Source organism: Streptomyces yatensis (genome assembly GCF_018069625.1).
GTDB lineage: Bacteria > Actinomycetota > Actinomycetes > Streptomycetales > Streptomycetaceae > Streptomyces > Streptomyces yatensis.
Genome location: NZ_CP072941.1, coordinates 6,653,624 through 6,675,258, shown reverse-complemented (window position 1 = coordinate 6,675,258; position 21,635 = coordinate 6,653,624). Strand labels below are relative to the sequence as shown.

Sequence of the window (21,635 nt, the reverse complement as noted above, 5' to 3'; positions counted from 1 at the left end):
TTCAGAACGCTCCCGTTCAGGAGGAGCCGAGTTCGTCGTCGAGCAGGTCGAAGAGCTCATCGTCGGTCGCGGATTCGAGGTCGTGGTCGTCGGTGTCGCCGTCTCCGGTCGCTTCCTGGGCGTCGTTCCACTTCGCCAGGAGCGCCTGGAGGCGCATGGTGATCCTGGAGCGGGTCACGCTGTCGTCGGCGGCCACCGCCAGGGCGGCTTCCAGGCGGTCGAGTTCGCCGAACACCGACGGGCCGCCGCCGTCCCCGTGCGGGAGTTCCGCGCGCAGATGGTCGGTGAGGGCGTCGGGGGTCGGGTAGTCGAAGATCAGCGTGGCGGGCAGCCGGAGCCCGGTGGCCGCGCCGAGCCGGTTGCGGAGTTCGACGGCGGTGAGCGAGTCGAAGCCCAGCTCCTTGAAGGCCGCGCCGGGTTCGATCGCGGCCGCGCTGCCGTAGCCGAGCACGGTGGCCACCTGGCCGCAGACCAGGTTGAGCAGGAAGCGGTCCCGCTCGGCCGCGGACATGCCCGCGAGCCGCTCGGCGAGGCCCGCCGCCTCGTCCGCCCCGCCGCCACCGGCCGCGGCCCGCCGTACGGGGGTACGGATCAGCCCGCGCAGCAGCGGGGCGACCCCGCCCGTGGACTGGGCGCGCAGGGCGGCTATGTCCAGGGCGGCGGGGATCAGCACCGCGTGTCCGGCGAGGGCGGACACGTCGAACAGCGCCAGGCCCTCGGCGGTGCTCAGCGCGCCCATGCTGCCGCGGCTCATCCGCTGCCGGTCGGCGTCGGCGAGGGTCGCGGCCATGCCGCCGTCGTCCTCCCACAGGCCGAAGGCCAGGGAGGTGGCGGGCAGGCCCTGGGCGCGGCGGTGCTGGGCGAGGGCGTCCAGGAAGGTGTTGGCCGCCGCGTAGTTGCCCTGTCCCGGGTTGCCGAAGACACCGGCCGCCGAGGAGAACAGCACGAAGGCGGAGAGGTCGCTGTCGCGGGTCAGCTCGTGGAGGTTCCACGCCGCGTCCACCTTGGGCCGCAGCACCCGCTCGACCCGCTCCGGGGTGAGGGATTCGATGATCCCGTCGTCCAGCACGCCCGCCGCGTGGATCACGGCGGTGAGCGGGTGGTCGGCGGGGATGTCCGCCAGGAGGCCGGCGAGCGCGTCCCGGTCGGCCGCGTCGCACGCCGCCCAGGTGGCCTCGGCGCCCAACGCGCCCAGCTCGGCGGCCAGTTCGGCGGCGCCCGTCGCCTCCGCGCCACGGCGGCTGGTCAGCAGCAGGTGGCGGGCGCCGCGCTCGGTCACCAGATGGCGGGCGAGCTGCCCGCCCAGGGTGCCGGACGCGCCGGTGATCAGCACGGTGCCGTTCGGGTCGAGACCGGGCACGGCCGTCTCGTCCAGGGCCGCCACCCGCGCGAGGCGCGGTGCGTGGACGGTCCCGGCACGGACGGCGAGCTGCGGCTCGTCCGTGCGCAGCCCTGTGACCAGGGCGGGGAGCCAGCCGTTGGCGGTGCCGTCGGCCGGGTCACCGTGGACATCCACCAGGACGAAGCGGCCCGGGTGCTCGGCCTGCGCCGACCGCACCAGACCCCAGGCGGCGGCGTGGGTCAGGTCGTCCACACCTTCGGCCCCTTCGGCCCCTGTCTCGTCGGAGGTGGTCACGGCCACCGCGCCACGGGTGAGGAGCACCAGCCGGGAGTCGGCGAACCGCTCGTCCGCGATCCACTCCTGGACCAGCGCCAGCGTCCGCCGGACGACGGTGTGCGCGGCGCCCGCGGTGTCCCCGGGCGTGCCCAGGTCGGGCAGGCACGGCACGAGGACCACGTCGGGCGCGATCCCCTCGGTCTCGACCGCCTCGGCGAGCGCGGAGAGCCCCGCGTAGGTCTCGGCCTCGATACCGGTGTCCGCGTCCGTCAGCGCGGCCGTGATCTTCAGATCGCCGCCGGTGCCGTCCAGGACGGCCCACAGGGCGGTGTCCTCCGACCGCTGCGGCTCGGCGGGCGCGGGCAGCGCGGCCCAGTCGAGCCGGAACAGCGCCTCGTGGTGTGCGGTACGGGCGGCCGCGAACTGCTCGGCGTCCAGCGGCCGCAGCGCCAGGGAGCCGACCGACACGACCGGGTTACCGGCCTCGTCAGTGATCTCCAGCGCCACCGCGCCCTGCCCGGACGGGGAGACCCGCACCCGCAGCGCGGTCGCGCCGACCGCGTGCAGCCGTACGGCGTCCCACGAGAACGGCAGCCGGGCCCGGCCCGCCTCCTCGGCCGGGAAGAACCCGCCGAGCGCCACCGTGTGCAGCGCGGCGTCCAGCAGCGCCGGGTGCAGCCCGTACGCACGGGCCTCGCCCTGCCGGTCCTCGTCGAGCGCCACCTCGGCGAACACCTCGTCGCCGCGCCGCCAGGCGGCCCGCAGCCCCTGGAACACCGGCCCGTAGGCGAGGCCGAGCGCGGCGAAGCCGTCGTACAGCCCGTCCACGTCGAGCGGTTCGAGGTCGGTGGCCGTGGTGGCGGCCGGGGGCCATTCCGCGGTGGCGGTGTTCACGGTGGCGGAGCCGGAGACCGTGAGCACACCGGAGGCGTGCCGGATCCACGGCTCGTCGGCGGCGTCCTCCAGCCGCGAGTAGACGGTCAGCGCGCGCCGCCCCTCGGGGCCGTCGGGCTCGTCCACGGCGACCCGCAGCTGCACCCCGCCACGCTCCGGAAGGATCAGCGGCGCTTCGAGGGTCAGCTCGTCCAGCAGATCGCAGCCGACCTGGTCACCGGCGCGCACCGCCAGCTCGACCAGGGCCGTACCGGGCAGCATCACGGTGTCCATGACGGCGTGGTCCGCCAGCCACGGGTGCGTACGGAGCGAGAGCCGGCCCGTGAAGAGGAAGCCCTCGGAGTCGGGCAGATCCACCGCCGCGCCCAGCAGCGGGTGATCGGCCGAGCCGAGACCGGCCGAGACCACGTCGCCCACGGCTCCGGCGGGAGCCTCCAGCCAGTAGCGCTCGCGCTGGAAGGGGTACGTCGGCAGCTCGGTGCGCCGGGCGCCGGTCCCCCCGAAGAACGCCTCCCAGTCGACTGCCACACCACGGACGTGCGCCCGGGCGATGGCGGCCGTCAGCGTCTCGGCCTCGGTGCGGTCCTTGCGCAGCGCGGCGGCGAAGGCGGCGTCGGCCTCGGCGTCGGTGACGCACTCCTGGGCCATGGCGGTGAGGACACCGTCGGGGCCGAGTTCGAGGTAGGTGGTGACGCCCTGGGCTTCGAGGGTGCGGACACCGTCGAGGAAGCGGACGGCTTCGCGGACGTGGCGCACCCAGAAGTCGGGCGTCGTGATCTCCTCGGCGGAGACCACGGTCCCGGTGAGGTTGGAGACGATCGGGATGCGCGGGGCTTCGTACGTCAGGCCCTGCGCGACCTCGCGGAACGCGTCCAGCATCCCGTCCATGCGCGGGGAGTGGAACGCATGGCTGACCGTGAGCCGCTTGGTCTTCCGACCCTGCGTCTCGAAGCCCGCCGCGATCCGCTCGGCAGCGTCCTCGTCGCCCGCGATGACGACGGATGTGGGCCCGTTGAGGGCGGCGACGCTCACACGGTCGGTGAGCAGTGGCAGCACCTCGTCCTCGGACGCCTGGATGGCGATCATCGCGCCACCGGCGGGCAGTTCCTGCATCAGGCGGCCACGTGCGGCCACCAGCTTCGCCGCGTCCGCGAGAGAGAGGACACCCGCCACATGGGCGGCGGCCAGCTCGCCGATGGAGTGGCCGGACAGGAAGTCGGCCTTCAGACCCCAGGTCGCGACCAGCCGGAACAGCGCCACCTCGATGGCGAACAGTGCGGGCTGGGTGAACCCGGTCTGGTCCAGCGCCTCGGCGTCATCCCCGAACAGCACCGTCTTCAGGGGCCGTTCGAGGTGGGTGTCCAGCTCGTCGCAGACCGCGTCGAACGCCTCGGCGAACGCCGGGTAGGCGTCGTACAGCTCACGGCCCATATCGAGCCGCTGGCTCCCCTGCCCGGTGAACAGGAACGCCACCTTGCCGTCCGCCACCGCGCCTTCGGTGAGCCCGGCCGCCGACTCGCCATGTGCCAGTGCCTCCAGGCCCGAGACCAGCCCGGCCCGGTCCCCGCCGACGACCACCGCACGGTGGTCCAGCGCGGCGCGCGTGGTCGCGAGCGAGTACGCCAGGTCGGTCAGCGACAGCTCCGGCCGCCGCTCGACATCGGCCAGCAACCGCCCGGCCTGGGCGCGCAGCGCGTCGGTGTTCTTGCCGGAGAGCATCCACGGCAGCACGGACGGCTGGACGACCGGGGCGGTGGGAGCCTCCGCCGGTTCGGGCTCAGGGGCCTGCTCGATGATCGTGTGCGCGTTGGTGCCACTGAAGCCGAACGAGGAGACAGCCGCCCGCCGGGGACGACCCGACTCCGGCCACTCCACCGACTCCTGCAACAACGACACCGCACCCGCCGACCAGTCAATATGCGGCGACGGCTCCTGGGCATGCAGCGTCCGCGGCAACACACCATGCCGCATCGCCATCACGATCTTGATGATCCCCGCAACACCGGCAGCAGCCTGCGTATGACCCATGTTCGACTTGATCGAACCGAGCAGGAGCGGCTTGTCCGCCTCCCGCTCCTGGCCATACGTGGCCATCAGCGCCTGCGCCTCGATCGGGTCACCCAGCGACGTGCCCGTGCCATGCGCCTCGACCGCATCCACATCACCAGTCGACAGACCCGCATTCGCCAACGCCTGACGAATCACCCGCTGCTGCGACGGACCATTCGGCGCCGTCAGACCATTCGACGCACCGTCCTGGTTGATCGCGGAACCCCGCACGACCGCCAGCACCGGATGCCCGTTCTTCCGCGCGTCCGACAGCCGCTCCACCAGCAGCATGCCCGCACCCTCGGACCAGCCCGTGCCATCCGCATCAGCAGAGAACGCCTTGCACCGGCCATCCCCCGCAAGCCCACGCTGACGACTGAACTCCACAAACGGCGCCGGAGTCGCCATCACCGTCACACCACCCGCGAGCGCCAGCGAACACTCACCGTTCCGCAGCGCCTGAACCGCCAGATGCAACGCCACCAACGACGACGAACACGCCGTATCCACCGTAATCGTCGGCCCCTCAAGACCAAACGTGTACGCCAACCGCCCCGAAATCACACTTCCCGCGTTGCCCGTACCGACGAATCCCTCCACGCCTTCCGGAAGCGCCGGCACCGAGGAGGCGTAGTCGTGGTACATCACACCGGCGAAGACACCCGTCCGGCTGCCGCGCAGCGCACCCGGGGCGATTCCGGCCCGCTCGAACGCCTCCCAGGAGGTCTCCAGCAGCAACCGCTGCTGCGGGTCCATCGCAAGGGCCTCACGCGGCGAGATACCGAAGAACGCCGGATCGAAGTGGCCCGCCCGGTCGACGAAGCCGCCCTCGCGGGAGTACGAGGTGCCCGGGTGGTCGGGGTCCGGGTGGTAGAGCCCATCCAGATCCCAGCCGCGGTCGGTGGGGAACTCGGAGATCGCGTCGCGGCCCTCCATGACCAGCCGCCACAGATCCTCCGGGGTCTCCACCCCGCCCGGATAACGGCAACCCAGCCCCACGATCGCGATCGGCTCATCGTCCGCGGCAGCCACCACAACCGGCCCGGACACCGCGGCAGCCGCACCCACCACCTCGGCGCGCAGGAACTCCGCCAACACCATCGGCGTCGGGTAGTCGAAGACCAGCGTCGCGGGCAGCCGCAGCTCACTCACCGCACCCAGCGCGTTCCGCAGCTCCACCGCCGTGAGCGAGTCAAAGCCCAGCTCACGGAAGGAGCGATGCGGTTCGACGGTGTCCAGCGAGTCATGGCCGAGTACGCCGGCGACCTGCGTACGGACCAGCTCCAGCAGCGCGTCGAGCTGCTCGGCCTCGCTCAGCCCGGCGAGCCGCCCCGCCAGCGCACCCGACGCCGCCGCACCTTCCGCCGCACGGCGCGCCGGAACCCGCACCAGCCCCCGCAGCAGCGGCGCGACCACACCGGCCGACGCCGCCTCGGCGCGCAGCACGGCCAGGTCCAGCCGGACGGGCACGAGCAGCGCCTCGTCCGTGCGGTACGCGGCGTCGAACAGCTCCAGGCCCTCGGTGGCGGTCAGCGCGGCGACGCCGCCCCGGCTCATCCGGGACACATCGGCCTCGTCCAACTCACCGGTCATCGCGCTGGAGTCGGCCCACAGGCCCCAGGCCAGCGAGGTGCCGGCCAGACCGTGCGCCCGGCGGTGCTGGGCGAGGGCGTCCAGGTAGGCGTTGGCGGCGGCGTAGTTGCCCTGCCCCGCATTGCCGAAGACACCAGCGGCGGAGGAGAAGAGCACGAACGCGGAGAGGTCGAGGTCGCGGGTCAGCTCATGCAGATTCCAGGCCGCGTCCACCTTCGGACGCAGCACCCGCTCCAACCGCTCCGGCGTCAGCGAACCGACCACCCCGTCATCCAGTACACCGGCCGTGTGCACGACCGCCGTCAGCGGATGCTCGGCGGGGACGTCCGCGAGGGTCGCGGCCAGCGCGTCCCGGTCCGCCACATCGCACGCCGCCCAGCGCACGCTCGCGCCCAACTCGGAGAGCTCAGAGCTGAGTTCGGCCGCGCCCGGCGCCTGATCGCCACGACGGCTCACCAGCAGCAGCTGCCGTACGCCACGCTCCACCACCAGGTGGCGGGCCAGCAGACCACCCAGCGTGCCACTCGCACCGGTGACCAGCACCGTGCCCTCGGCATCGACCTCGATCGGCTGTTCGGTGTCCACGGCGGCCCGCGCCAGACGCGGCGCCCGCAGCACCCCGTCCCGTACCGCCACCTGCGGTTCACCGGACCCCAGTGCGCCCGCGACCGCCGACAGCGAACCGGCCGCGCCGTCGACATCGACCAGGACGAACCGGCCCGGGTTCTCCGACTCGGCCGAGCGCACCAGGCCCCAGACGGCGGCATGGACCAGATCGGCCACCGGCTCGTCGGTACCGGCCGCCACGGCACCCGAGGTCAGCAGGACCAGCCGCGAGTTCGTGAAACGGTCGTCATTCAGCCACCGTTGCAGCAGGCTCAGCGCCTGGACGGTGGCGCGGTGCACCGCGTCGGCGGCAACCTGGGGCTCCGCCCCAGGACCCCGGTCCTCAATCGCCGGACGGGCTGAAATTGCCGAACCGTTCGAGGGCAGGGCGACCACCACGTCATCCGGCAGCGTCACACCGGACTCGACCGCCGCAGCCAGCGCGTCCAGGTCGGCATAGGTGTCGAACCGCTGCCCGGCCGACGCCAGATCGAGCACATCCGACCCCAGCAACGCCCAACGCCCCGCCAAACCCTGAGCCGACACCTCGACCCAGTCAAGCCGGAACAACGACTCCTGACGGCCACCCCGCGCACCCTGGATCTGCTCGACGGACACCGGCCGCAACACCAGCGAATCCACCGACAACACCGCACGCCCAGCACCATCAGCCACCGCCAACGACACCGCATCCGCACCCGCCGACGACAACCGCACCCGCAGCACCGAAGCACCCACCGCATGCAACGACACACCAGCCCACGCAAACGGCAACCGCGCCCCGTCCGCACCCTCGACCAGACCGCCAAGCCCGACCGCGTGCAGCGCGGAGTCCAGCAGCGCGGGATGCAGCCCGAACAGCCCCGCGTCGGACTGTCCGTCCTCCGGCAGCTCCAGCTCGGCGTAGACCTCGCCGTCGAGCCGCCACGCGGACGTCAGCCCCTGGAACACCGGGCCATAGGCGAGACCGAGACCCGCCATGCCCTCATACAGACCATCGAGCTCGACCGGCGTCGCACCGGCCGGCGGCCATGCGCTCAGGTCGAACGACGGCGTCGGGGCGCCCGCCACGAGCGCACCGGAGGCGTGGCGCAGCCACGGCTCATCGGCGGCCGCGTCCTCGAACCGCGAGTACACCTCGAACGCACGGCGGCCAGAATCGTCCGGCGCACCCACCGACAGCTGAAGCTGAACGCCGCCCACCTCCGGAAGCACCAGCGGCGCCTCCAGCGTCAACTCCTCCACCTGGTCACAACCCACCTGGTCACCGGCACGAACCGCCAGCTCCACAAAGGCCGTTCCCGGCAGCAACACCGAACCCATCACCGCGTGGTCGAGCAGCCACGGATGCGTCTGCACCGAGATCCGCCCGGTCAGCAGCAGCCCATCGCCACCCGCGAGCGGTACGACGGCACCCACGAGCGGGTGGTCGGCGGCGGCGAGGCCGAGTCCCGCCGTACCGCCGACGCCGTACGCCGACGCCTGCGGCCAGTACCGGCGGCGCTGGAAGGCGTACGTCGGCAGGTCGGTCAGCTCGACCCGAGCCGCACCCGTACCGGCGAAGAACGCCTCCCAGTCGACTGCCACACCACGGACGTGCGCCCGGGCGATGGCGGCGTGGACCGACCGCGCCTCGGGTCGCCCGGCCCGCAATACGGCGGCGAAGGCGGCGTCGGCCTCGGCGTCGGTGACGCACTCCTGGGCCATGGCGGTGAGGACACCGTCGGGGCCGAGTTCGAGGTAGGTGGTGACGCCCTGGGCTTCCATCGTCCGGACACCGTCGAGGAAGCGCACGGCTTCGCGGACGTGGCGCACCCAGAAGTCGGGGGTCGTGATCTCCTCGGCGGAGACCACGGTCCCGGTCAGGTTGGAGACGATCGGGATGCGCGGGGCTTCGTACGTCAGGCCCTGCGCGACCTCGCGGAACGCGTCCAGCATCCCGTCCATGCGCGGGGAGTGGAACGCGTGGCTGACCGTGAGCCGCTTGGTCTTCCGGCCCTGCGCCTCGAACGACGCCGCGATCTCCTGAGCCACGTCCTCATCACCGGCGATGACCACGGAGGTCGGGCCGTTGAGCGCGGCAATGCTGACCCGCTCGGTCAGCAGCGGCAGTACCTCGTCTTCCGACGCCTGGATGGCGATCATCGCGCCACCGGCCGGAAGCTCCTGCATCAGCCGCCCACGCGCGGCCACCAGCTTCGCCGCGTCCGCCAGGGAGAGGACACCCGCCACATGGGCGGCGGCCAGCTCGCCGATGGAGTGGCCGGAGAGGAAGTCGGCCTTCAGACCCCAGGTCGCGACCAGCCGGAACAGCGCCACCTCGATGGCGAACAGTGCGGGCTGGGTGAACCCGGTCTGGTCCAGCGCCTCGGCGTCATCCCCGAACAGCACTGTCTTCAGCGGCTGCTCAAGATGCGCGTCCAGCGCATCGCAGACCGCGTCGAACACCTCGGCGAACACCGGGTAGGCGTCGTACAGCTCACGGCCCATGCCGAGCCGCTGGCTCCCCTGCCCCGTGAACAGGAACGCCACCTTGCCACCGGCGGCCGATCCCTGGATCACCTCCGCACCGGACTCGCCGCGCGCCAAGGCGTCCAGACCGCGCAGGAAACCCTCGCGGTCGTCGGCCACCAGCACCGCGCGGTGGTCCAGCGCGGCGCGCGTGGTCGCGAGTGAGTAGCCGAGGTCGGCCGGTGCGATCTCCGGCCGCTCGTCCAGATAGGAACGGAGCCGCACGGCCTGCGCACGCAGCGCGTCGGCGGTCTTCGCCGACAGCGGCCACGACGTCACGCCAGGTGCGGTCGCCACCTCACCCGAGGCCTCGTCCTCGATGGCTGCCGGGGCCTGCTCGATGATCGTGTGCGCGTTGGTGCCACTGAAGCCGAACGAGGAGACAGCCGCCCGCCGGGGACGACCCGACTCCGGCCACTCCACCGACTCCTGCAACAACGACACCGCACCCGCCGACCAGTCAATATGCGGCGACGGCTCCTGAGCATGCAGCGTCCGCGGCAACACACCATGCCGCATCGCCATCACCATCTTGATGATCCCCGCAACACCGGCAGCAGCCTGCGTATGACCCATGTTCGACTTGATCGAACCGAGCAGGAGCGGCTTGTCCGCCTCCCGCTCCTGGCCATACGTGGCCATCAGCGCCTGCGCCTCGATCGGGTCACCCAGCGACGTGCCCGTGCCATGCGCCTCGACCGCATCCACATCACCAGTCGACAGACCCGCATTCGCCAACGCCTGACGAATCACCCGCTGCTGCGACGGACCATTCGGCGCCGTCAGACCATTCGACGCACCGTCCTGGTTGATCGCGGAACCCCGCACGACCGCCAGCACCGGATGCCCGTTCTTCCGCGCGTCCGACAGCCGCTCCACCAGCAGCATGCCCGCACCCTCGGACCAGCCCGTGCCATCCGCATCAGCAGAGAACGCCTTGCACCGGCCATCCCCCGCAAGCCCACGCTGACGACTGAACTCCACAAACGGCGCCGGAGTCGCCATCACCGTCACACCACCGGCCAACGCCAGCGAACACTCACCGTTCCGCAGCGCCTGAACCGCCAGATGCAACGCCACCAACGACGACGAACACGCCGTATCCACCGTAATCGTCGGCCCCTCAAGACCAAACGTGTACGCCAACCGCCCCGAAATCACACTCGCCGCATTGCCCGTACCGAGGAAGCCTTCGACTCCCTCCGGCACCCGCTCCAGCAGCGAGGCGTAGTCGTGGTACATGACGCCCGCGAACACACCGGTACGGCTGCCGCGCAGCACACCCGGATCAATCCCGGCGCGCTCGAACGCCTCCCACGACGTCTCCAGCAGCAACCGCTGCTGCGGATCCATCGCGAGGGCCTCACGCGGCGAGATACCGAAGAACGCCGGGTCGAAGTGGCCGGCCTCCTCCACGAAGCCGCCCTCGCGGGCGTAGCTCGTACCGCTGTGGTCCGGGTCCTCGTGGTAGAGCGCCCCGAGGTCCCAGCCGCGGTCGGTCGGGAATTCCGAGATGGCGTCCCGGCCCTCCATGACCAGCCGCCACAGATCCTCCGGGGTCTCCACCCCGCCCGGATAACGGCAACCCAGCCCCACGATCGCGATCGGCTCATCATCCGCGGCAGCCACCACAACCGGGCCCGCCACGGCAGCCGCCGCACCGACCACCTCGGCGCGCAGGAACTCCGCCAACACCATCGGCGTCGGGTAGTCGAAGACCAGCGTCGCGGGCAGCCGCAGCTCACTCACCGCACCCAGCGCATTCCGCAGCTCCACCGCCGTGAGCGAGTCAAAGCCCAGCTCACGGAAGGAGCGGTCGGGGTCAACCGTCTCCGGTCCGGCATATCCGAGCACCGTCGCGACGTTCGTCCGCACCAGGTCCAGCAGCACATCGAGCTGCTCGGCCGCGTCCAGCCCGGCGAGCCGCCCCGCCAGCGCACCCGACGCCGCCGCACCCTCTGCCGCACGCCGCGCCGGAACCCGCACCAGCCCACGGAACAGCGGCGCCAGCGCACCGCCGGCCGCCTGCGCCCGGAGCGCGGCCATGTCCAGCGCCATCGGCACCAGCAGCGCCTCGCCGAGGCGGCCCGCGGCGTCGAACAGCTCCAGACCCTCGGTCGCGGACAGCGCGAGGACACCGCCCCGGCTCATCCGGGACACATCCGCGTCGTCCAACTCACCGGTCATCGCGCTGGAGTCGGCCCACAGACCCCAGGCCAGCGAGGTGCCGGGCAGGCCACGCGCCGCACGATGCTGAGCCAGCGCGTCCAGGAAGGCGTTGGCGGCGGCGTAGTTGCCCTGCCCCGCATTGCCGAAGACACCGGCGGCGGAGGAGAAGAGCACGAACGCGGAGAGGTCGAGGTCGCGGGTCAGCTCATGCAGATTCCAGGCCGCGTCCACCTTCGGACGCAGCACCCGCTCCAACCGCTCCGACGTCAGCGAACCGAACACGCCGTCATCCAGCACACCGGCCGTATGCACCACGGCCGTCAGCGGATGCTCCGCCGGAATCGCCCTGAGCACCTCTGCCAACTGGTCACGATCGGCGACATCACACGCCGCCCATCGCACCGCAGCGCCCAGCTCAGTCAGTTCAGCGCTGAGTTCGGCCGCGCCCGGAGCCTCGCCACCACGGCGGCTCACCAGCAGCAGCCGCCGTACGCCACGCTCCACCACCAAGTGGCGGGCCAGCAGACCGCCCAGTGTGCCACTCGCACCGGTCACCAGGACCGTGCCGTCGGCGTCGAACTCCGGCGCGTCCTCCCCGGAACCCGAGCCCGCGGCGGCGGCCCGCGCCAGGCGCGGTGCCCGCAGCACCCCGTCCCGTACGGCCACCTGCGGCTCGCCCGACGCCAACGCGTCCGGCACCGCCCTCAGCGAATCGGCCGCGCCGTCGACGTCGACCAGGACGAACCGGCCCGGGTTCTCCGACTCGGCGGAGCGGGCCAGGCCCCAGACGGCGGCATGGACCAGATCGGCCACCGGCTCGTCCGCACCGGCCGCCACGGCACCCGAGGTCAGCAGGACCAGCCGCGAGTTCGTGAAACGGTCGTCATTCAGCCACCGTTGCAGCAGGTCAAGCGCCTGGGCGGTGGCGTGGTGCACGGCGTCGGCGGCAACCTGGGGCTCCGCCCCAGGACCCCGGTCCTCAATCGCCGGACGGGCTGGAATTGCCGCACCGTTCGAGGGCAGGGCGACCACCACGTCGTCCGGCAGCGCAGCACCGGACTCGACCGCCGCAGCCAGCGCGTCCAGGTCGGCATAGGTGTCGAACCGCTGCCCGGCCGACGCCAGATCGAGCACATCCGACCCCAGCAACGCCCAACGCCCCGCCGGACCCTGAGCCGACACCTCGACCCAGTCAAGCCGGAACAACGACTCCTGACGGCCACCCCGCGCACCCTGGATCTGCTCGACGGACACCGGCCGCAACACCAGCGAATCCACCGACAACACCGCACGCCCAGCACCATCAGCCACCGCCAACGACACCGCATCCGCACCCGCCGACGACAACCGCACCCGCAGCACCGAAGCACCCACCGCATGCAACGACACACCAGCCCACGCAAACGGCAACCGCGCCCCGTCCGCACCCTCGACCAGACCGCCAAGCCCGACCGCGTGCAGCGCGGAGTCCAGCAGCGCCGGATGCAGACCGAACGCGCCCGCCTCGGACCGCGCGTCCTCCGGCAGCTCCAGCTCCGCGAAGACCTCGTCACCCAGCCGCCACGCGGACGTCAGCCCCTGGAACACCGGGCCGTAAGCGAGCCCCAGACCCGCCATGCCCTCATACAGACCATCGAGCTCGACCGGCGTCGCACCCGCCGGAGGCCATGCGCTCAGGTCGAACGACGGCGCCGAAGCGCCCTCCACCAGCGCACCGGAGGCATGGCGCAGCCACGGCTCATCGGCGGCCGCGTCCTCGAACCGCGAGTACACCTCGAACGCACGACGACCGGAATCGTCAGCCGCGCCCACCGACAGCTGAAGCTGAACGCCGCCCACCTCCGGAAGCACCAGCGGCGCCTCCAGCGTCAACTCCTCCACCTGGTCACAACCCACCTGGTCACCGGCACGAACCGCCAGCTCCACAAAGGCCGTTCCCGGCAGCAACACCGAACCCATCACCGCGTGGTCGAGCAGCCACGGATGCGTGTCGACGCCCAGTCGGCCCGTGAGCAGCAACCCCTCGCCACCGGCCAGCGGCACGGCGGCCCCGACCAGCGGATGGTCGACGGTCGCCAGCCCCAGCCCGGCCGTACCGCCCAGGGCAGCGGCCGGGAGCTCGGGCCAGTAGCGCGCGTACTGGAAGGCGTACGTGGGCAGGTCGACCCGAGCCGCACCCGTACCGGCGAAGACGGCGTCCCAGTCGACCGCCACACCACGGACATGCGCCCGGGCGATGGCGGTGGTCAGCGTCCTGGCCTCGGGACGGCCCTTGCGCAGCACGGCGGCGAACGCGGCGTCCTCGCCGGTCACACACTGCTGGGCCATGGCGGTGAGCACACCGTCCGGACCCAGCTCGACGAACGTGGAGACGCCCTGCGTCTCAAGGGTCCGCACCCCATCGAGGAAGCGCACGGCCTCGCGCACGTGGCGCACCCAGAAGTCCGGGCTGGTGATCTCCTCGGCGGACACCACGCCACCGGTCAGATTCGACACGATCGGGATGCGCGGAGCCTCGTACGTCAGCCCCTCGGCCACCGCACGGAAGGCGTCCAGCATCCCGTCCATACGCGGCGAGTGGAACGCGTGGCTGACCGTCAGCCGCTTGGTCTTCCGACCCTGTGCCTCAAAGCCCGCCGCGATCTCAAGCGCCGCGTCCTCATCACCGGCGATCACGACCGACGTCGGCCCGTTCAGCGCGGCAATGCTGACCCGCTCGGTCAGCAGCGGCGCCACCTCGGCCTCCGACGCCTGCACCGCGATCATCGCGCCACCGGTCGGAAGCTCCTGCATCAAACGGCCACGCGCCGCCACCAACTTCGCCGCATCCGCCAGCGACAGCACACCCGCCACATGCGCGGCGGCCAACTCACCAATCGAGTGGCCCGACAGGAAGTCCGCACGCAGACCCCACGCCTCCACCAGCCGGAACAACGCCACCTCAACCGCGAACAACGCAGGCTGAGTGACCCCCGTCTGATCCAGCGCCTCGGCATCATCCCCGAACAGGACGCCCTTCAGTGGCCGTTCAAGGTGCGCGTCCAACTCACCGCACACCGCGTCCAGCGCCTCGGCGAACACCGGATAGGCGTCATACAGCTCACGCCCCATCCCCAGCCGCTGACTCCCCTGCCCCGTGAACAGGAACGCCACCTTGCCGCCGGCCACCGAACCCTGGACGAGCGCCGCGGCGCGACGTCCCTCGGCCAGCGCCCCCAGAGCCTTCAGCAGCCCGTCCCGGTCCTCGGCCACCACCACCGCACGGTGGTCGAAGGCCGATCGGCCGGTGGCCAGCGAGTAGCCCAGGTCGACCGCGTCCAGCTCAGGCCGGTCCGTCGCATGGGCGACCAGCCGCTCGGCCTGGGCCCGCAGCGCGGCCTCACTGCGCCCCGACAGCACCCACGGCACCACGGCGGGCGGGGCGGCGGGGGCCGCCGGAGGCTCCTCCGCCGCCGCCTCCGGCGCCTGCTCGATGATGGTGTGCACATTGGTACCGCTGATGCCGAACGACGACACGCCCGCGCGGCGCGGGCGACCGGTCTCCGGCCATGCCACCTGATCCGTCAGCAGCGCGACCGCGCCCGCCGACCAGTCGACATGCGGCGACGGCTCGTCCGCGTGCAGGGTCTTCGGAAGCACCCCGTGCCGCATGGCGAGGATCATCTTCATCACACCCGCGACACCAGCTGCGGCCTGGGTGTGGCCCATGTTGGACTTGATGGAGCCGAGCAGCAACGGCCGCTCCGCGTCCCGCTCCTGGCCGTACGTGGCGAGCAGGGCCTGGGCCTCGATCGGGTCGCCCAGCGTGGTGCCCGTACCGTGGGCCTCCACCACGTCCACATCGCCGACCGACAGCCCGGCGGCGGCCAGCGCCTGCCGGATGACGCGCTGCTGCGACGGGCCGTTCGGCGCCGTCAGACCGTTGGACGCACCGTCCTGGTTCACCGCGCTGCCACGCACCACGGCCAGCACCGGGTGACCGTTCTTGCGCGCGTCCGACAGCCGCTCGACCAGCAGCATGCCCGCGCCCTCGGCCCAGCCCGTGCCGTCCGCGTCCGCCGAGAACGCCTTGCAGCGGCCGTCGGCGGACAGGCCGCCCTGGCGGCTGAAGCCGACGAACGTGCCGGGGGTCGCCATCACCGTGACACCACCGGCCAGCGCCATCGTGCACTCGCCCGAGCGCAGCGCCTGCATCGCCCAGTGCAGCGCCACCAGCGACGACGAGCACGCCGTGTCGACGGTGACCGCCGGGCCTTCCAGGCCGAGGGCGTAGGCGACGCGGCCGGAGGCGATGGAGCCCGTGCTGCCGGAGCCGATCGCGCCCTCGCCGCCGCCGTCCGGGGCCTGCTCCACGAGCGTGGCGTAGTCGTGATACATGACGCCCGCGAAGACACCGGTACGGCTGCCGCGCAGCGTGGCCGGGTCGATGCCCGCGCGCTCGAACGCCTCCCAGGACGTCTCCAGCAGCAGCCGCTGCTGCGGGTCCGTCGCCAGCGCCTCACGGGGCGAGATGCCGAAGAAGGTGGGGTCGAAGTCGGCGGCGTCGTGGAGGAAACCGCCCTCGCGGGTGTACGAGGTGCCGGGGTGCTCCGGGTCCGGGTGGTAGAGCGCGTCCAGGTCCCAGCCACGGTCGACGGGGAAGCCGGAGATCGCGTCCTGGCCTGCGGACAGCAGCCGCCACAGGTCCTCGGGGGTGCGCACCCCGCCCGGGAAGCGGCAGCTCATCGCCACGATGGCGATCGGCTCGTCGTCGATCGCGCCCACGGCCTGGACGGGCAGGCCCGACCGGGCGCCGGTGCCCGCCAGTTCGTCCCGGAGGTGTTCGGCCAGGACGAGGGAGGTCGGGTAGTCGAAGACCAGGGTGGCGGGGAGCCGCATCCCGCTGACCGCGTTCAGGCGGTTGCGCAGTTCGACGGCGGTCAGCGAGTCGAAGCCCAGGTCGCGGAAGGCGCGGTCGGGGTCGACGGAGTCGGCGGTGCCATAGCCCAGGACGGCGGCGACCTGGGTACGGACCAGCTCCAGCAGCGTCTCCAGTTGCTCGGTCCCGTTCAGGCGGGCCAGCCGCTGCGCCAGGGCGCCCGTTCCGGCGGAGCCCTCCGCCGTACGCCGCGCCGGCACCCGCACCAGCCCGGACATCAGCGGGGCCACCACCCCGGTGGACGCCGCCTCGGCCCGTGCCGCCGCCAGGTCCAGCCGGACCGGGACGAGCAGGGCCTCGCCGGCCCGTCCGGCCGCGTCGAACAGCTCCTTGCCCTCGTCGGTGGCGAGCGCGGCGACGCCGCCCCGGCTCATCCGGGACACATCGGTCTGGTCCAGCTCACCGGCCATACCACCGGATTCGGCGGCCCACAGGCCCCAGGCCAGGGACGTTCCGGGCAGACCGAGCGCCGTACGGTGCTGGGCGAGCGCGTCCAGGTAGGCGTTGGCGGCGGCGTAGTTGCCCTGTCCGGCGGCGCCGAAGACACCGGCGGCGGAGGAGAAGAGCACGAACGCGGAGAGGTCGAGGTCGCGGGTCAGCTCGTGCAGGTTCCAGGCCGCGTCCACCTTCGGACGCAGCACCCGCTCCAACCGCTCCGGCGTCAGCGAACCGATCACCCCGTCATCCAGCACACCGGCCGTGTGCACCACGGCCGTCAGCGGATGCTCGGCGGGGACGTCCGCGAGGGTCGCGGCCAGCGCGTCCCGGTCCGCCACATCGCACGCCGCCCAGCGCACGCTCGCGCCCAACTCGGAGAGCTCAGAGCTGAGTTCGGCCGCGCCCGGCGCCTGATCGCCACGACGGCTCACCAGCAGCAACTGCCGTACGCCACGCTCCACCACCAGGTGGCGGGCGAACAGAGCGCCCAGCGTGCCACTCGCACCGGTGACCAGCACCGTGCCGTCGGCGTCGAACTCCGGCGCGTCCTCCCCGGAACCCGAGCCCGCGGCGGCAGCCCGCGCCAGGCGCGGTGCCCGCAGCACCCCGTCCCGTACGGCCACCTGCGGTTCGCCCGACGCCAGCGCGTCCGGCACCGCCCTCAGCGAATCGGCCGCGCCGTCGACATCGACCAGGACGAACCGGCCCGGGTTCTCCGACTCGGCGGAGCGCACCAAGCCCCAGACCGCGGCATGGGTCAGATCGGCCACCGGCTCGTCGGTACCGGCCGCCACGGCACCCGAGGTCAACAGGACCAGCCGCGAGTTCGTGAAGCGGTCGTCATTCAGCCACCGTTGCAGCAGGTCAAGCGCCTGGGCGGTGGCGTGGTGCACGGCGTCGGCGGCAACCTGGGGCTCCGCCCCAGGACCCCGGTCCTCAATCGCCGGACGGGCTGGAATTGCCGCACCGTTCGAGGGCAGGGCGACCACCACGTCGTCCGGCAGCGCAGCACCGGACTCGACCGCCGCAGCCAGCGCGTCCAGGTCGGCATAGGTGTCGAACCGCTGCCCGGTCGACGCCAGGTCGAGCGGGTCGGACCCCAGCAGCACCCAGCGTCCCGCCGGGCCCTGGGCGGACACCTCGGGCCAGTCGAGCCGGAACAGCGACTCCTGACGGCCACCCCGCGCACCCTGGATCTGCTCGACGGACACCGGCCGCAGCACCAGCGAATCCACCGACAGCACGGCACGCCCGGCGCCATCGGCCACCGCCAGCGACACCGCGTCCGCACCAGCCGCCGACAACCGCACCCGCAGCACCGAAGCACCCACCGCGTGCAGCGACACACCAGCCCACGCGAACGGCAGCCGGGCGCCCTCGCCCTCGACCAGACCACCCAGACCCACCGCATGCAGCGCCGAATCCAGCAGCGCCGGATGCAAACCGAACGCGCCCGCCTCGGACCGCGCGTCCTCCGGCAGCTCCAGCTCCGCGTAGACCTCGTCACCCAGCCGCCAGGCGGACGTCAGCCCCTGGAACACCGGGCCGTACGTCAGCCCCGCCTCGGCCAGGCCCTCGTACAGGTCCTCGACGGGCAGCGCCGACGCCCCCGCCGGAGGCCACGCCGCCAGGTCGAACGACGCCGCGGGCGCGCCCGTACCCAGCACACCCGAGGCATGCCGCGTCCACGGTTCGTCGACCGCCGCGTCCTCGTGCCGCGAGTACACCGTCAGCGCGCGGCGTCCCGAAGCGTCGGGCGCGCCCACCGACAGCTGGAGCTGGACGCCGCCCACCTCGGGAAGCACCAGCGGCGCCTCCAGCGTCAGCTCCTCCAGCAGCTCGCAACCGACCTGGTCACCGGCGCGGATCGCCAGCTCCACGAAGGCCGTGCCGGGGAGCAGCACCGAGCCCGCCACCGCGTGATCGGCCAACCACGGATGGGTGTCCAGGGCGAGACGGCCGGTGTAGAGGAAACCGTCGGAGTCGGCGAGCGCCACCGCGGCACCCAGCAGCGGGTGGTCGGCCGCGCCGAGCCCGGCGGACACCATGTCGCCCGCCCAGTAGCCGGTGTCGAGCCAGTAGGTGTCGCGCTGGAAGGGGTAGAGCGGAAGGTCCGTACGGGCCGTGTCCGTCCCGGCGAACACCGCGGCCCAGTCCGGGGAGACACCGTGGACATGCGCCCCGGCGACGGCTGCGGCCAGGCTCTGGAGCTCCGGACGGCCGGAGCGCAGCGCGGCCACAAGGGTGGCGTCGTCGCGGGTCAGGCAGTCCTGGGCCATGGCGGTGAGCACACCGTCCGGGCCCAGTTCCACGAACTTCGTGACGTTGCGCTCCTCCAGCGTCCGTACGCCGTCGAGGAAGCGGACGGCCTCGCGGACGTGGCGCACCCAGAAGTCAGCGGTCGTGATCTCGTCGGCGGACACCACGCCACCGGTCAGATTCGACACGATCGGGATCTTCGGCGCCTCGTACGACAGCCCCTGCGCCACCCGCCGGAACGCCTCCAGCATCCCGTCCATACGCGGCGAGTGGAACGCGTGGCTCACCGTGAGCCGCTTCGTCTTCCGGCCCTGCGCCTGGAACGACGCCGCGATCTCAAGCGCCGCGTCCTCATCGCCGGCGATCACGACCGACGTCGGCCCGTTCAGCGCGGCAATGCTGACCCGCTCGGTCAGCAGCGGCGCCACCTCGTCCTCCGACGCCTGCACCGCGATCATCGCGCCGCCCGCCGGAAGCTCCTGCATCAACCGGCCCCGCGCCGCCACCAACTTCGACGCGTCCGCCAGCGACAGCACACCCGCCACATGCGCGGCGGCCAGCTCACCAATGGAATGCCCGGAGAGGAAGTCGGGCCGCAGCCCCCACGCCTCCACCAGCCGGAACAACGCCACCTCAACCGCGAACAACGCAGGCTGGGTGAAACCGGTCCGGTCCAGCGCCTCCGCGTCGTCCCCGAACAGGACGTCCTTCACAGGCCGTTCAAGGTGCGGGTCCAGCTCCGCACACACCGCGTCCAGCGCCTCGGCGAACACCGGATAGGCGTCATACAGCTCACGCCCCATCCCCAGCCGCTGGCTGCCCTGCCCGGTGAACAGGAAGGCCACCTTGCCGCCGGTGACCTTGCCCTCGACCAGCCCGGTCGCGGGCTCCTCGCGGGAGAGTGCGTCGAGGGCGCGTATCAGGCCCTCGCGGTCGTCGGCGACGATCGCCGCCCGGTGGTCGAAGGCGGCCCGGCCGATGGCCAGCGAGAAGCCGACGTCGGTGAGGCGCAGTTCGGGGTGGGCCTCGAGGTGGGCGCGCAGGTTCGCGGCCTGGGCGCGCAGCGCGGGGCGGCTCTTGGCCGCCACGGTCCACAGCGGCAGCGCGGTGGCGGTGCGGGTCTCGGCGGGGGCGCCGTCGTCGGCCGTCTTCGCGGTCCGCGGCTCCTCGGCGTCCGGCTCGGGCGCCTGCTCCAGGATGGTGTGCGCGTTGGTGCCGCTGATGCCGAACGAGGACACCGCGGCCCGGCGCGGCTGGTCGGTGTCGGGCCAGGCGCGCCCCTCGGTCAGCAGCGAGACGGCGCCGGCCGACCAGTCGACGTTGGGGGTGGGCTGGTCGACGTGCAGGGTCGCCGGAAGCGTCCCGTGGCGCATCGCCATGACCATCTTGATGATGCCCGCGACACCGGCGGCGGCCTGGGTGTGGCCGATGTTGGACTTGATGGAGCCCAGCCACAGCGGCTGGTCCTCGGTGTGGTTGCGCCCGTACGTGGCGAGCAGGGCCTGCGCCTCGATGGGGTCGCCGAGGGTGGTGCCCGTGCCGTGGGCCTCGACCACGTCGATCTGCCCGGCGGAGAGCCGGGCGGAGGCCAGGGCCTGGCGGATGACGCGCTGCTGCGAGGGGCCGTTCGGGGCGGTCAGGCCGCTGCTGGCGCCGTCCTGGTTGATGGCGCTGCCGCGGACGAGGGCGAGCACCTGGTGGCCGTTGGCGCGGGCGTCGGAGAGCCGCTCCAGCAGCAGCATGCCGGCGCCTTCGCCCCAGCCGGTGCCGTCCGCGGCCGCCGCGAAGGACTTGCAGCGGCCGTCGGCGGCGAGGCCGCGCTGGCGGCTGAACTCGGTGAAGGTGCCGGGGGTGGACATCACCGTGACACCGCCGGCCAGGGCCAGCGAGCACTCCCGGCGGCGCAGCGCCTGGGCGGCGAAGTGCAGGGCGACCAGGGAGGAGGAGCAGGCCGTGTCGATGGTGACGGCCGGCCCCTCCAGGCCGAAGGTGTAGGCGACGCGGCCGGAGGCGATGGAGCCGGAGCTGCCGTTGCCGAGGAAGCCCTCGACGTCCTCGGGCGCGGAGAACAGCCGGGAGGCGTAGTCGTGGTACATCACGCCCGCGAACACACCGGTCTGGCTGCCCTGGAGCGAGGTCGGGTCGATGCCCGCGCGCTCGAACGCCTCCCAGGAGGTTTCCAGCAGCAGCCGCTGCTGCGGGTCCATGGCGAGGGCCTCGCGCGGCGAGATGCCGAAGAACGCGGGGTCGAAGTCGGCCGCGTCGTGCAGGAAGCCGCCCTCGTGGACGTACGGCTCCTGGCCGCTGTCCGGGTCCGGCTCGAAGAGGACGTCGGTGGCCCAGCCGCGGTTGGTGGGGTACGGCGTGGCCGCGTCACCGCCGCGGGCGACGAGCTCCCACAGCTCCTCGGGGGTGGTGACCCCGCCGGGGTAGCGGCAGCTCATCGCCACGATGGCGATCGGCTCCTGCTCACGCTCCTCGACCTCGCGCAGCCGCCGCCGCGCCTCGCGCAGGTCGGTGGTGGCCCGCTTGAGGTAGTCGAGGTACTTCTCTTCGTTCGCCGTCGCCATTACGCCGTCC

The 21,635-nt window shown here is 72.5% G+C and carries 1 protein-coding gene; it reads right to left on the bottom strand.

Going from position 1 to position 21,635, the window contains the following annotated elements:
- Nucleotides 1–16: 16 nt before the first annotated feature.
- Entirely contained in the window at nucleotides 17–21,625 is a 21,609-nt protein-coding gene (locus J8403_RS27720) for a type I polyketide synthase (RefSeq protein ID WP_211125549.1), read from the bottom strand.
- Between the last annotated feature and the right edge of the window lie 10 nt (nucleotides 21,626–21,635).